Source organism: Couchioplanes azureus (assembly GCF_014648355.1).
Classification (GTDB): domain Bacteria; phylum Actinomycetota; class Actinomycetes; order Mycobacteriales; family Micromonosporaceae; genus Actinoplanes; species Actinoplanes azureus.
Map to the genome: position 1 here is coordinate 1,547,753 of NZ_BMQY01000001.1, position 13,600 is coordinate 1,561,352.

A 13,600-nucleotide genomic window follows, 5' to 3' on the forward strand; every position below is an offset into this window, starting at 1 on the left:
TCTCAGCCCTTCGGGATGTCGAAGAGCTTGGCCACCTGGGCGGCCAGGGCGAGGTCGCCCTTCGCCTTGATCTTGCCGGTCATGAACATCATCATCGGGTTGCCGTCGCCCGTGACGACCTTCAGGAAGGTCACCGGGTCCATCGTCATGGCGAGCTTGGGCTCGCGGACGGGCTGGTTGGTCACGGTGCAGGCGCCGTTCTCGATCACCGTCTCGTAGGTGTCGGTGCCACCGCCGGGGCCGCCGGTGATGTTCCAGTGGATGACCGCCTGGGTCGCACCGGCCCGGTCCGCGCGGAACAGCGCGGGCATCCGGTTGAAGACCTCGTCGAGAACCTTGCCACGGTTGTCCGAGCCCATGACCTCAGCGATCTTCGAGTCCGGGGTGGACTTCACCAGGGCGGCGAACTCCTTCGGACCGATCGAGGCGAGCGACTCGGGGTTGAATTCAGTCATCGGTGGACCTTTCGGGATGAGCGCCAGACCTACTCACGAGTAACCTTAGCGACTACCTGCGTCGAAGTGCAGTCTCTCAACCCCCCAATAACCGTTGGACAGTGAGCCCCGTCTCTTCTAGTCTTCCCGCCATGTCCGTGGGTGACGAGCAGGCCGCGCTCCGGGCCCTGGCCCATCCCGTGCGGCTGCGCATCCTGTCTCTGCTCACCGGCTCGGCGCTCACCGCTTCCGACGTGGCCCGCGAACTCGGCCTCACCCACGCGAACGCCAGCTACCACCTGCGCACCCTGCTGGCCGGCGGGCTGATCGTGCCGGACGGGGAGGAGCGGATCCGGGGCGGAGTTGCCAAGCGTTACCGCTACGACGCGCTGCGCGACCGCGAACGGGACCACGACAGCTACCAGGCCACCGGCGCGGACACCCAGCGCGCGCTGTTCGCCGCCGTGGCCAACGAGCTGATCCGGCGTACCGCCGAGGCCGACTGGTCCTTCGGCGGTGCCATGACCGATGCCGAGCTGTGGGTCGAGCCCGAGGTGTTCCGCGAGATCCGCGACCGCATCGGCCAGGCGAGCCGCGACCTGCACGATGCGGCCCGCGCTCCCCGCAGCCCCGGCACCATCCGTACGAGCACCACGATCGCGATGTTCCGGATGGACGAATCGTGAGCACCCTCGCGCCCCTGCGTCATGCCGGGTTCCGCCGGCTGCTCGCCGGCCGCACCATCACCGCGCTCGGCAACGCGATCGCCCCGGTCGCGCTCGCCTTCGCCGTACTGGACCTGACCGGCTCGGCCGGCGACCTGGGCCTCGTCCTGGGCTCCCGGATGCTCGCGCACGTGCTCGTCCTGCTCGTCGCGGGCGCGCTCGCCGACCGGCTGCCGAAGAGCCTGCTCATGGTCGGGTCGGGCCTCGCGGCGGCGGTCACCCAGGGCGCGGTGGCGGCTCTGGTGCTGACGGGTACGGCGACAGTGCCGCTGTTGATCGCCCTCTCCGCGGTCAACGGCATGGTCGCTGCCGTGGCGCTGCCGGCCTCCTCGGCGATCCTTCCGCAGCTCGTCCCCGCCGAGCACCGCCAGCAGGCCAACGGGCTCAACCGCCTGGTGTTCAACGGCGCCTACATCGTCGGCGCACCGGTCGGAGGCATCCTCGTTGCCACCACCGGCCCCGGCTGGGGCATCGCGGTCGACGCGCTGAGCTTCCTGTTGTCCGCGGCCTGCTTCGCGTTCCTGCGCATCGGCCCCCGCCCGGGACATCAGAAGCCGGACGTGCGGAGTTGCAGCCCCACGCCGGCCGGTGCGGAGCCGAACGCGCGACAGGCCGGTCCCGCGCCCGTCGGCGGGGGACCGGCCGGGAAGACCGGCATGGTGACGGATCTGCGGGAGGGCTGGAGCGAGTTCCGGTCGCGGACCTGGCTGTGGGTCGTCGTGGCCGCCTTCTGTCTGATCAACGCCTGCCTCAGCGGCGGCATCAACGTGCTCGGGCCCCTGGTGGCCGACCAGACCGTGGGCCGTCAGGCCTGGGGCTTCGTGCTCGCCGCCCAGACCGCCGGCATGGTGCTCGGCGCGGTCGTGGCGATGCGGGTCCGGGCACGGCGGCTGTTGCTCATCGGCGTGCTCTGCACCGGCTTCGAGGTGCTGCCGCTGCTCACGCTCGGGCTCGCCCCACGTCTGGGCCTGCTGGTCGCCGCCGCGTTCGTCGCCGGGTTCACCATCGAGCAGTTCGTCGTCGCCTGGGAGACGAGCGTGCAGGAACACGTTCCCGCCGATCGGCTCGCGCGCGTGTACTCGTACGACATGGTCGGGTCGTTCGTGGCGATTCCGGTGGGTCAGGTCGCCGCCGGGCCGGTCGCGGAGGCCGTCGGCGTCCAGGCGACGCTGGTCGGCGCCGCCTGCCTCGTTGCGCTCGCGGTGCTCGGCATGCTGAGCAGTCGCGAGGTCCGCGGCCTGCGGCACCGCTGTCCACAGGGCGCGCCGAGCGCGGCGGAGCCCATGGAAGAATTGGCCGCGTGAGCATCCCGAACGTCCTCGCCAGCCGCTATGCCTCCGCCGATCTCGCCGCCCTCTGGTCGCCCGAGGAGAAGATCCGGATGGAGCGCCGGCTGTGGCTCGCCGTCCTGCGCGCCCAGCGCGACCTCGGCGTCGCGGTGCCCGACGGGGTCGTCGAGGCGTACGAGCGGGTGGTGGACGACGTCGACCTGCGCCGCATCGCCGAGCGTGAGCGGGTCACCCGCCACGACGTGAAGGCCCGCATCGAGGAGTTCAGCGCGCTCGCCGGGCACGAGCATGTCCACAAAGGCATGACCTCGCGCGATCTCACGGAGAACGTCGAGCAGCTGCAGATCCGCGCCTCGCTGGAGCTGGTCCGCGGTCGCGTCGTCACGACCCTCGCGCGGCTCGCCGAGCGGGCGCTCGAGCACAGCGACCTGGTGATGACCGGTCGTTCGCACAATGTCGCCGCGCAGGCCACCACGCTGGGCAAGCGGTTCGCGAGCGCGGCGGAGGAGCTGCTGATCGCGTACGAGCGGCTCGACGATCTCATCGCCCGCTATCCGCTGCGCGGCATCAAGGGCCCGGTCGGCACGGCCGCCGACCAGCTCGACCTGCTCGACGGCGACGCGGAGAAGCTGGCGGAGCTGGAGCGCAAGGTCTCCCGGCACCTGGGCTTCGAGCGGGTGCTGACCAGCGTCGGCCAGGTCTACCCGCGCTCGCTGGACTTCGACGTGGTGTCCGCGCTGGCCCAGGTCGTCGCCGCGCCGTCGTCGCTGGCCACCACGATCCGGCTCATGGTCGGCCAGGAGCTGGTCACCGAGGGCTTCAAGCCGGGCCAGGTGGGCTCCTCGGCGATGCCGCACAAGATGAACACCCGCTCGTCGGAGCGGGTCAACGGGCTCGCCGTGATCGTCCGCGGCTACCTCTCGATGGTCGGCGAGCTGGCCGGCGACCAGTGGAACGAGGGCGACGTCTCCTGTTCGGTCGTGCGCCGGGTGGCCCTGCCGGACGCGTTCTTCGCCACCGACGGCCTGTTCCAGACGTTCCTGACCGTCCTCGACGAGTTCGGGGCATATCCGGCGGTGGTCGCCCGCGAGCTGGACCGGTTCCTGCCCTTCCTGGCGACGACGAAGATTTTGGTCGCGGCGGTGCGCAAGGGCGTCGGCCGGGAGGTCGCGCACGAGGTCATCAAGGAGCACGCGGTGGGCATGGCGCTCGCCATGCGGGAGAAGGGCGTCGCCGAGAACGACCTCTTCGACCGCCTCGCGGAGGACGGCCGGCTGGAACTGACCCGCGCCGAGATCGACGCCCTGGTGGCGGACCGCGCGGCCTTCGTGGGCGCCGCGCCCGCACAGGTGCGGGCCGTCGCCGACCGGGTCGCGCGGATCGTCGAGGCGCACCCGGAGGCCGCCGGCTACAAACCGGCCCCGATCCTCTGACGGGACCGGGGCCGGTTCGCAGGAGCGGCGGAGTCCGCCTCGCGCCGTCGATGCCGTGCTGGTCAGACGCCCGCGATGGAGCGGATCCACGACCGGTTGTAGGCCACGCTGCCGTAGTACTGATCGCTCACGCCGTCCGCCAGCGAGGCGACGCCGACCTGGACGCCGTTGTAGAACTGCGGACCGCCCGAGTCGCCACGCCACGCGGCGCCGTCGATGCCGGTGCTGGCGATCGCGCGCCCGCCGTACGCGTCGGTCTCGCGGGTCGTGGTGACCTCGACGTCCGCGGTCTTGAGGATGGTCGACGCGTCGCAGCCGCTGTAGCAGGTCCGGCCCCAGCCGTAGAGCGAGGTCGTCGACCCCACCGGCGGGTAGGAGCTGGACAGCGACACGTAGCTCGTCGACACCGAGCTGCTCAGCCGCATCAGCGCGAGGTCGTAGCGGGTCTTGACGGAGGTGACCGTGCGCGTCACACCACCCGAGGTCCGGTTCACGCTGCCGATGCGCACCGACATCGAGCCTTCGATGCAGTGGGCCGCGGTGAGCACGTAGTTGGGCGAGATGATCGTGCCGGAGCAGAAGAACTCGCCGTCGCTGAAGACGGCGGCGGCCCACGGCGCCGAGGAGACCGTGCTGCCGCCGATGATGCGCTGCGGGCCGTCGTCCACGGCGGCGGTGGCGGCGGCGGGGACGGCGAGGACGCCGGTGAGGGCGGTGGCCAGTGAGGCGACAGCGATGCGGATGCGCACGCCGGACTCCCTTCCGATTCCGTCGATGCGATCTGGCATCGAGCTTGATCGAATGAACGTAGGATGGCCGTCGTTTTGCAACAACATTTCAATTGAGACCTATCACCGTGTGATGGCACGGGTATGACGAGAAGTCGCCGAGCGGCCGCGCTCAGTGATCATCACGTGGTGTAGATCACCATCCAGATCCCCAGCTCAGCCCGGTTAGCGTCAGGCTGCCGACACCGGCCGATGGGTCGATCGGCGGCCGTACAGGGTAGGCTTTGGCCGCTCGCCCCTTAGAGGGCCACCCAACTGCGCGCCTATACAGTCAGGAGTGCCCGTGGCTCGCGTCGTCGTCGACGTCATGCTCAAGCCGGAGATCCTCGATCCGCAGGGCCAGGCGGTCGCCAACGCGCTGCCGCGCCTCGGCGTCAGCGAGGTCTCCTCCGTACGCATCGGGCGTCGCATCGAGATCGAATTCGCCGGTGCACCCGATCTCGACACCGCCCGGGAGATCGCCGACAAGCTGCTGGCCAACCCGGTCATCGAGGACTTCTCGATCCGGGTCGAGGAGCCGGCCGGTGACGCCGCGCAGATGAGCGCGTGACCATGCGGATCGGAGTCGTCACCTTCCCGGGTTCGCTCGACGACGGCGATGCCGCCCGCGCCGTCCGCATCGCCGGCGGCGAGGCCGTGCGCCTCTGGCACGGCGACCCGGACCTGCACGGCGTCGACGCCGTGGTCCTGCCCGGCGGGTTCTCCTACGGCGACGCGCTGCGCTGCGGCGCCATTGCCCGGTTTGCCCCGGTCATGGAGACCATCGCCGACGCGGCGCGCGGCGGACTGCCCGTGCTGGGCATCTGCAACGGCTTCCAGATCCTCTGCGAGGCCCACCTGCTGCCCGGCGCGCTCACCCGCAACCAGCACCTGCACTTCCGCAACCGCGACCAGTATCTGCGCATCTCCGGCGCGCCGACGGCGTGGACCAACAGCTTCACCGACGGCCAGGAGATTCTCATCCCGGTCAAGAACGGCGAGGGCTGCTACGTGGCCGACGAGCGGACGCTCGACGAGCTGGAGGCGGAGGGCCGGATCGTCGCCCGCTACATCCGCGGTAACCCGAACGGGTCGCAGCGGGACATCGCCGCGATCACCAACGAGGCCGGCAACGTGGTCGGCATCATGCCGCATCCGGAACACGCGGTGGAGGCGCTGACCGGCCCGTCGCTCGACGGCCTCGGCTTCTTCACCTCCGCCCTGCGGCACCTGGCCGGAACGGCCGCGGGCGGGCAGCTCACAGGGGGAGCCCAGCGATGACCACCCAGCCCGACACCGCCACCAGCGGCGCCGCGGCGCCGAGCGGGGTGCCGACCCAGCCGCCCGCGCGCAGCGGCTTCGCCGCGACCGACGTGCTGGTCGACGAGTTCGGCTCGGTGGACACCGTCCAGCAGGCGTTCGACACCCCGGACGACCTCCAGCCGCACACCGAGCTGGGCCTCAAGGACGACGAGTACGACCGCATCCGGCAGATCCTCGGGCGCCGCCCGACGGCCTCCGAGCTGGCGATGTACTCGATCATGTGGAGCGAGCACTGCTCGTACAAGTCGAGCAAGGTGCACCTGCGCCAGTTCGGCGAGAAGGCACCGAAGAACACCCGGATGCTCGCCGGCATCGGCGAGAACGCCGGCGTGGTGCAGATCTCCGAGGACCTCGCCGTCACCTTCAAGGTCGAGTCGCACAACCACCCCAGCTACGTCGAGCCGTACCAGGGCGCGGCGACCGGCATCGGCGGCATCGTGCGCGACATCCTCGCCATGGGCGCGCGCCCGGTCGCGGTGATGGACCCGCTACGCTTCGGCGCCGCGGACCACCCCGACACGGCCCGCGTGCTGCCCGGCGTGGTGGCCGGCATCGGCGGGTACGGCAACTGCCTCGGCCTGCCCAACATCGGCGGCGAGATCGTCTTCGACCCGTGCTACCAGGGCAATCCTCTGGTCAACGCCCTGTCCATCGGCGTACTGCCGGTCGAGCGGCTGCAGCGCAAGGAAGCGGCCGGCGTCGGCAACGTCGTCGTGCTGCTCGGCGCGCGGACCGGCCGCGACGGCATCGGCGGCGTCTCGGTGCTCGCCTCCGCCACCTTCGACGAGGGCGCCGAGCAGCGCCGCCCGTCGGTGCAGGTCGGCGACCCGTTCATGGAGAAGCTGCTCATCGAGAGCTGCCTCGAGCTGTACGACGCCGGCCTGGTGGTCGGCATCCAGGACCTCGGCGGCGCCGGCCTGACCTGCGCGCTCACCGAGACCGCGGCCGCCGCCGGCACCGGCATGCGGGTCTGGCTGGAGCGCGTGCCGCTGCGCGAGGCGTCGATGTCGCCCACCGAGATCCTGGCCAGCGAGTCGCAGGAGCGCATGCTGCTGATCGTCGCGCCGGAGAAGCTCGATCAGGTGCTCGCCGTCGCCGAGAAGTGGGGCGTCTGGGCCACCGCCATCGGCGAGGTGACCCCGAGCGAGGCCCCGGGCCAGCCCGGCCGCCTGGTGATCAGCTGGAACGACCACATCGTCGTCGACGTGCCGCCCGGCTCGCTCGCCGACGACGGCCCGGTCTACGCGCGCCCGATCAGGGAGCCCGCCGACCTCATCCTGCTGCAGGCCGACCGCGCCGAGACGTTGCCGCGTCCGGCGACTCCGGAGGAACTGCGCGAGACCGTCCTGCGCATGGTCGCCTCGCCGAACCTGTGCGACAAGACGTGGGTCACCGAGCAGTACGACCGGTACGTGCTCGGCAACACCGTGCTCGCCCAGCCCGAGGACGCCGGCGTGCTGCGCATCGACGAGCGCACCGGCCTCGGTGTCGCGCTCTCCGTCGACGGCAACGGCCGGTTCGCGCGCCTCGACCCGTACGAGGGCGCCAAGCTGAGCCTCGCCGAGGCCTACCGGAACGTCGCGGTGACCGGCGCCGAGCCCATCGCCGTCACCGACTGCCTCAACTTCGGTTCCCCCGAGGACCCGTCCGTGATGTGGCAGTTCGCCGAGGCCGTACGCGGCCTGGCCGACGGCTGCCAGCAGCTCGGCATCCCGGTGACCGGCGGCAACGTCAGCTTCTACAACCAGACCGGCGCCGCCGCCATCCACCCGACTCCGGTGGTCGGCGTGCTCGGCGTCCTGCAGGACGTGGCGCGGCGCGTGCCGATGGGCTTCCCGCCGCCGCCGTCCGCGGACGGCGACCTGCTGTTCCTGCTCGGCACCACCGAATGCGAGCTGTCCGGCTCCGAGTGGGCGTGGGTCACCCACGGTCACCTCGGCGGCCGCCCGCCGAAGGTCGACCTGGCCCACGAGCAGCGGCTCGGCCGGCTCCTGGCGCAGGCGTCGGAGCGCGAGCACGTGGTGGCCGCGCACGACCTCTCGGACGGCGGCCTCTCGCAGGTCCTGGTCGAGTCCTGCCTGCGTCGCAACGTCGGCGCCCGCATCACCCTCCCGGACCACGAGGCGACGACCCCGTTCGTCTGGCTCTTCAGCGAGTCGGCGGGCCGGGTGCTGGTCGCGGTGCCGAGGGGTCACGACATGGCGTTCGCAGCCCTCGCGGCGGAGCACGGCGTGCCGTGCACCCCGATCGGCGTCACCACGAACGAGCCGGCCCTCGAGATCCAGAACCAGTTCACGATCGGCCTGGACGAGCTGCGCGAGGCGTTCACCTCGACGATGCGCAACCTCTTCGGCGGCCCGGCCGAGCTCGGCCCGCGTCCGGCGCCGGCATCCCCGGTGGTCGGCGATCCGGCATCCCCGGACGCCGGCGATCAGGCATCGCTGGCCACCGGCGACCCGGCATCGCCGGGGACCGGCGACGAGTCGCTGACCGGCGCCGAGGCCGAGAAGGGCCGCTCGGTGACGCTGGAGATCAGCGAGCCGCTGTCCACCCCGGCAACGGCCAACGGCGTGCACCTCGCCGGCGTGCCCGGACCTCACCCGACCGCCCTTTCGGAGCCGGCAGCCGAGGACGTCCCGACCGGCCCGGCGGGTGAGGTCGCGGAGATCCCCGCGCCGACCGAGCAGGACCAGGCCGCGAAGAGCCCGGCAACAGCGACGGAGTCAGCCGCCGACCGCACCCACCTCGGGACGGCATCGGACGAGGCGACCGAGCCGGCGGCCTCGAACCTGGAGGCCCCGCCGGCACCGGACATCACGTCCACCGACGCGCCGCGCGCCGAGGGCACCGACGCGCCGCACGCCGGGGGCACCGACGCCGAGCCGGGCGGCCCGGAGGCCAAGGCCTGACGATCCAGAGCGCCAACCACGAAACGCCACGGCGACCATCGCCGTGGCGTTTCTGTATCCCGGAAGCGAACCCGGAGCCAGCGGGACTCGAAGCCGGCAGAGCCATGAAGAAGGCCGGTCCTGTCATTCGGACAGGACCGGCCCGCGTCGTTTCAGCCGGCGTGGAGCGGGGCTGTCAGTCGTCCATCCATTCGCCCGAGCGGCGCTGCCCGGGGTGTGAACCCTGCGGGGGCTGCTGCCGCGGTGCGCCGCCGCGACCCTGGTCACCGCCGTAGGAGCCGTAGGATCCGCCGCGCTGGTCGTAGCCGCCCTGGTCACCGTAGCCACCCTGGCCGCCACCGTAGGTGCCGCCGCCCTGGCCACTCCCGCCGTAGGTGCCGCCCTGCGGTGCGCCACCGTAAGCGTTGCCGGCCTGCGGGGCGCCGCTGTAGACGTTGGCGCCGCGGTCGTCGTCGTAGCCGCCCTGGCCGCCGCCGTACGTTCCTCCGCCGTAGGTGCCGTCGCCGTTGTAGCCGCCCTGGCCGCCGCCGTAGGTGCCACCGGTGGGTGCACCGCCGTAGGTGCCGCCCTCGCCGTAGGTCCCGCCCTGCGGGCCGCCGCCGTAGGTCCCGCCCTGCGGGCCGCCGCCGTAGGTCCCGCCCTGCGGGCCATCGCCATAGGCGCCCTGGCCTCCGCCGTAGGTGCCACCGCCGGCCCGCGGCCCGTAGGCGTTGCCGCCGCCCGCCGGGGAGCCGTAGGCGTTGCCGCCGGCGGCCGGAGACCCGTACGCGGCGCCGGCGGGGGAGCCGTAGGCGTTGCCTCCGCCGGGCGGGGGGCCGTAGGCGTTGCCGCTGTCGATGCCGCCGCCGGTGCCGTCCCAGGCGCCGTAACCGCCCTGGTCACCGGGCTGCTGGCCGTAGCCGTCGCCCTGGTAGCCGCCGCCCTGGTACGCGCCGCCCTGCTGGCCCCGGCTCGCGTAGTCGCCGCGGTAACCGTCGTCGTAGCCCTGCTCCGCGCCGTAACCGCCCTGGTCGCCGTGGCCGCCGCGCTCGTCGAAGCCGGCCTCCGGGCGGTACATGCCGGTGGGCTCGTCGTAGCGCTGCTGGTCGCCGGCGCCCGGCCCGTAGCCGCCCTGGTCGTCGTATCCGTCGTAGCCGCCGCTCTGGGCGGGCACGGGCGCGCCGCCGAACTGGGTTGCCGCGCCGTAGGTGCCGGCGGCTCCGGCCACTCCGGCGGCGCCCGCCACTCCGGCCGCGCCGGCCGCCGGGGTGGCTCCCCAGCCGCCCGGGGCGTTGTACGCGCCGTTCTGCGGCAGGGGGGCGCCGTACGGATCCGGGAACTCGTCGACCGGCTCGATCGGGGGCGTCCGGTGGATCATCGTCGGGGCGTCCACCATGGACGGCGCGCCGGAACGCGGCGCGATCATCGTCGCGTCGCCGCCGCGGCCGCCCGCGGCCGACGCCATGCGGGTCTCGTCGAGGTCGCCGAATCGGGCCTGGCCCGGCGCCGCGGAGCGGTCGTTGTCCTTGATGCCCGGCTCGTCCGTCTCGTCCGGGTTGTTCTTGCGGCGCATGACCACGAGCACGATGGCGCCGATGCCCGCCGCGACGAGCAGGCCGCCGACGATGATGAACAGCAGCGATCCCGAGCCCTCGTCGTCGCCGGACGTCTTCTCCGCCTGCAGAGTGGCGGCGGTCTCCTCGGTGGCGGCCGCGGTCTCTTCGTCGGCCGCCTCGGTGCTGGGCGCGGCCGAGGGGGTCGGCGTGGCCGTCGGGGAAGCCTTGGTCGGCGCCGCGGTGAGCTTGATGGTCAGCGGAATGGTGACGGACTTGCCGCCGGCGCCCTGCGCCTCGGCCGTCGCGGCCACGTAGCCGGGCTTGGCCGCACCGACGATCAGCTTTCCGGGCGCGATGGGGGCGCTGTCGGAGGACGTGAAGAAGTAGCCGCCGTCGCCGTTGGTCGTGGCGGTGTAGTTGTGGCCCTGGCTGTCCTGCAGCGCCACGGTGGCGCCCGGCACGGCCTTGCCGTCCTGGTCCTTGACCTTGCCGCTGACCTGCCGGACCGCCTGAGGCTTCTCCGGGCCGCGCACGGTGACGGCCCGGCTGGCGCCGCCGGTCTCGGTGCCGATCGTGGCGGTGACCTGCACCTGGGCGCTCTTCGACCGTCCTGGCTCGACAGCGCCCGCGGTGAGGGTGGCCTTGAACTCCTTGTTCTTTCCGGGCTGCACCTTGTCGTCGAAGTTGCACTGCCCGGAGCAGGTCATGCCCTCGGCCTGGACGACCACCTTGACGCCATCCGGGGCACCGGGCGTGTCCAGGTTGTTGTTGGCGACGGTGAAGACCAGCGTGGTCGTGCCGCCCGCGGGGATCTCTCCCGGCGACAGGCTGCTGATCGAAACCTGGGGCTCCGCCGCGAGTGCCGCCGGAGGTGCGGCGATGAGGACGCCACCGACCACGGCCAGGAACGCACCGGCCTGGACAGCCCGGGCTCGTAGGTGCGTTATCACGTCCACCGCCTTCCGGTCGCGCGGTCCCCGGGCTGTCTTGGAGGTGCCCTGGATTCCGCGACGAGTACACACCGTCGGCCACTATGCCCTGTCGGAGGTCGTCTGCGCGACCCAGGCCCGCCGGGTTGTGTCCATTCGCCGGGTCGTATTGTCCCGACGTGTCTCCTGCGCACAATAAATCCGAGTCGGTCGGCGCGGCGTTGGACGCGCTGGACGGCGGCGGCGAACCCGACCGTGCGGTGCTCCGTGACGCTGTGCGAGCGCTCCTGTCCGAGCTGGCCCGAACCGCCCCGGGCCGATCGGTGGAGGTCCGTATTCCACCTTTCGGTGCTATTCAGTGTGTCGCCGGCCCGCGGCACACCCGCGGCACACCGCCCAATGTGGTCGAGACCGATCCGCTGACCTGGCTACTCGTCGCAACGGGCCGTCTGGCCTGGGCCGATGCGGTGGATTCCGGACGGGTACGGGCCAGCGGAATACGCACCGATCTGGCGCCGTACCTCCCTGTGCACCCGAGCTGAACCCTCGTCACCTCGCGTACACTGGGCCGTCGGAACAGACCAGCATGTCCGAGCAGATCAGCATGAGGGAGCAAGCGCGTGCCCCGAGGCGACGGCCTGTTGACCGACGATCTCGACCCCCAGGACCGCGGACCCCAGGATGCCTGCGGCGTCTTCGGCGTCTGGGCCCCCGAGGAAGAGGTCGCGAAACTTACCTATTTCGGCCTCTTCGCACTGCAGCACCGCGGCCAGGAGGCCGCCGGCATCGCCGTCAGTGACGGTTCGGGTGTCGTGGTCTACAAGGATCTCGGCCTGGTCTCCCAGGTCTTCGACGAGCCGACCCTGGCGAGCCTGCGCGGCCATCTCGCCATCGGTCACACGCGTTACTCCACCACCGGCGGTTCCAACTGGGAGAACGCCCAGCCCACGATCCGCGCCACGACGGCCGGCACGACGATCGCGCTCGCGCACAACGGCAACCTGGTCAACACCGCGGAGCTGGCCCGCGAGATCGCCGAGCGCGGGCTCGAGGCCGACACCGCCGCCACCTCCGACACCGCCCTGGTGACGACGCTGCTGGCCAGCCGCCCCGACCTGTCGGTCGAGGCCGCGGCCATGGAGGTGCTGCCGCGGCTGCGGGGCGCGTTCAGCTTCGTCTTCATGGACGAGAGCACGCTGTACGCGGCGCGCGACCCCCAGGGCGTGCGCCCGCTGGTGCTCGGCCGGATGGAGCGGGGCTGGGCGGTGGCCAGCGAGACCGCCGCGCTCGACATCGTCGGCGCCAGCTTCGTGCGCGAGGTGGAGCCCGGCGAGATCCTCGCGATCGACGAGCACGGCCTGCGGTCGACCCGGTTCGCGGTGCCCGAGCCCAAGGGCTGCCTCTTCGAGTACGTGTACCTCGCCCGCCCGGACACCACGATCGCCGGCCGCAACATCTACGCCGCCCGCGTCGAGGTCGGCCGCCGCCTGGCGAAGGAGCACCCGGTCGAGGCCGATCTGGTCATCGGCGTGCCGGAGTCCGGCATCCCGGCGGCCATCGGATATGCGGAGGAGTCCGGCATTCCGTACAGCGCGGGCTTCATGAAGAACGCGTACGTGGGCCGCACCTTCATCCAGCCCTCGCAGACCATCCGCCAGCTCGGCATCCGGCTGAAGCTGAACCCGCTGCGCGAGGTCGTCCGGGGCAAGCGCATCGTGGTCATCGACGACTCGATCGTGCGCGGCAACACCCAGCGGGCCCAGATCCGCATGCTGCGCGAGGCCGGCGCCCTCGAGGTCCACGTCCGCATCTCCTCCCCGCCGGTCAAGTGGCCGTGCTTCTACGGCATCGACTTCGCCACCCGCGCCGAGCTGATCGCCAACGGCCTGGAGATCGACGGCATCCGCCGCTCGATCGGCGCCGACAGCCTGGGATACGTTTCGCTGGACGGTCTGGTTCAGTCGACCGAGCAGCCGAAGACACGACTCTGCATGGCCTGCTTCGATGGGCAGTATCCGATCGAGCTCCCGGCCGGCCACCTGATCGGCAAGCACCTGCTGGAAAGCGTCGGCAAGCGGGCCTCGATGCCTGACGCCTCGCCGGAGGCGGCCTCCGCGGCGGTGGCCGGACTCGAGCAGGAGTACGAGGATGAGCAGTACGCCGAGAGCGAGCGAGAGCCGGCGCCACCGCTGGTCGGCAGCCCGGGCGGGGTCGACGCCCTGCACCGCCCGTAAGCTTCCGAGCCCGAACGGAACC

General features: G+C 71.9%; 11 protein-coding genes. 8 read left to right on the forward strand and 3 right to left on the reverse strand.

Annotated elements, in window-relative coordinates:
- Window positions 1–2: 2 nt before the first annotated feature.
- On the reverse strand, window positions 3–455 hold the full coding sequence (locus IEY99_RS07095; protein ID WP_189200359.1) for an SCP2 sterol-binding domain-containing protein: 453 nt from the start codon (window positions 453–455) through the stop codon (window positions 3–5).
- A gap of 131 nt (window positions 456–586) precedes the next feature.
- Here IEY99_RS07095 and IEY99_RS07100 point away from each other — a divergent pair, with 131 nt between their 5' ends.
- The 3 genes from IEY99_RS07100 to purB are packed head-to-tail and all read left to right on the forward strand — an operon-like array spanning window position 587 to window position 3,881.
- Window positions 587–1,120, forward strand: coding sequence for an ArsR/SmtB family transcription factor (locus IEY99_RS07100; protein WP_189200360.1), 534 nt, complete (start codon window positions 587–589; stop codon window positions 1,118–1,120).
- Window positions 1,117–2,463 (forward strand): MFS transporter, encoded by a 1,347-nt coding sequence (locus tag IEY99_RS07105; RefSeq protein ID WP_189200362.1) that lies wholly within the window; start codon window positions 1,117–1,119, stop codon window positions 2,461–2,463. Before IEY99_RS07100 ends, IEY99_RS07105 begins: the two co-directional genes overlap by 4 nt.
- Entirely contained in the window at window positions 2,460–3,881 is a 1,422-nt protein-coding gene (gene purB, locus IEY99_RS07110; RefSeq protein ID WP_189200364.1) for an adenylosuccinate lyase, read from the forward strand. Before IEY99_RS07105 ends, purB begins: the two co-directional genes overlap by 4 nt.
- 62 nt (window positions 3,882–3,943) lie before the next feature.
- Here purB and IEY99_RS07115 read toward each other — a convergent pair whose 3' ends face one another.
- Entirely contained in the window at window positions 3,944–4,630 is a 687-nt protein-coding gene (locus tag IEY99_RS07115) for a S1 family peptidase (protein ID WP_189200366.1), read from the reverse strand.
- Between the two features lie 322 nt (window positions 4,631–4,952).
- Here IEY99_RS07115 and purS point away from each other — a divergent pair, with 322 nt between their 5' ends.
- Genes purS through purL form a run of 3 tightly spaced genes read left to right on the forward strand, consistent with a single transcriptional unit; the run spans window position 4,953 to window position 8,880 of the window.
- Window positions 4,953–5,219 carry a phosphoribosylformylglycinamidine synthase subunit PurS gene (purS, locus tag IEY99_RS07120; RefSeq protein WP_189200368.1) on the forward strand — a complete coding sequence of 89 codons (267 nt, stop codon included), beginning with the start codon at window positions 4,953–4,955 and terminating at the stop codon, window positions 5,217–5,219.
- Window positions 5,216–5,929 carry a phosphoribosylformylglycinamidine synthase subunit PurQ gene (gene purQ, locus IEY99_RS07125; RefSeq protein WP_189200370.1) on the forward strand — a complete coding sequence of 238 codons (714 nt, stop codon included), beginning with the start codon at window positions 5,216–5,218 and terminating at the stop codon, window positions 5,927–5,929. The genes purS and purQ overlap by 4 nt, the downstream gene beginning before the upstream one ends.
- Entirely contained in the window at window positions 5,926–8,880 is a 2,955-nt protein-coding gene (purL, locus tag IEY99_RS07130) for a phosphoribosylformylglycinamidine synthase subunit PurL (RefSeq protein WP_373293293.1), read from the forward strand. The genes purQ and purL overlap by 4 nt, the downstream gene beginning before the upstream one ends.
- 175 nt (window positions 8,881–9,055) lie before the next feature.
- Here the strand turns inward: purL and IEY99_RS07135 are convergent, their stop codons facing one another.
- Window positions 9,056–11,365: a carboxypeptidase-like regulatory domain-containing protein gene (locus IEY99_RS07135; protein ID WP_189200372.1), complete on the reverse strand. Its 2,310-nt coding sequence runs from the start codon at window positions 11,363–11,365 to the stop codon at window positions 9,056–9,058.
- A gap of 158 nt (window positions 11,366–11,523) precedes the next feature.
- Here IEY99_RS07135 and IEY99_RS07140 point away from each other — a divergent pair, with 158 nt between their 5' ends.
- Together IEY99_RS07140 and purF are read left to right on the forward strand one after the other, a co-directional pair.
- Entirely contained in the window at window positions 11,524–11,886 is a 363-nt protein-coding gene (locus IEY99_RS07140) for a sterol carrier family protein (protein WP_189200374.1), read from the forward strand.
- A 78-nt stretch (window positions 11,887–11,964) separates the two neighbouring features.
- Window positions 11,965–13,578: an amidophosphoribosyltransferase gene (gene purF / locus IEY99_RS07145; RefSeq protein WP_189200376.1), complete on the forward strand. Its 1,614-nt coding sequence runs from the start codon at window positions 11,965–11,967 to the stop codon at window positions 13,576–13,578.
- Window positions 13,579–13,600 lie beyond the last annotated feature (22 nt).

Coding starts and splice junctions, on each gene's coding strand:
- IEY99_RS07100 (WP_189200360.1), top strand. CDS start 587: ATGTCCGTGGGTGACGAGCAGGCCGCGCTCCGGGCCCTGGCCCATCCC.
- purL (WP_373293293.1), top strand. CDS start 5,926: ATGACCACCCAGCCCGACACCGCCACCAGCGGCGCCGCGGCGCCGAGC.
- IEY99_RS07095 (WP_189200359.1), bottom strand. CDS start 455: ATGACTGAATTCAACCCCGAGTCGCTCGCCTCGATCGGTCCGAAGGAG.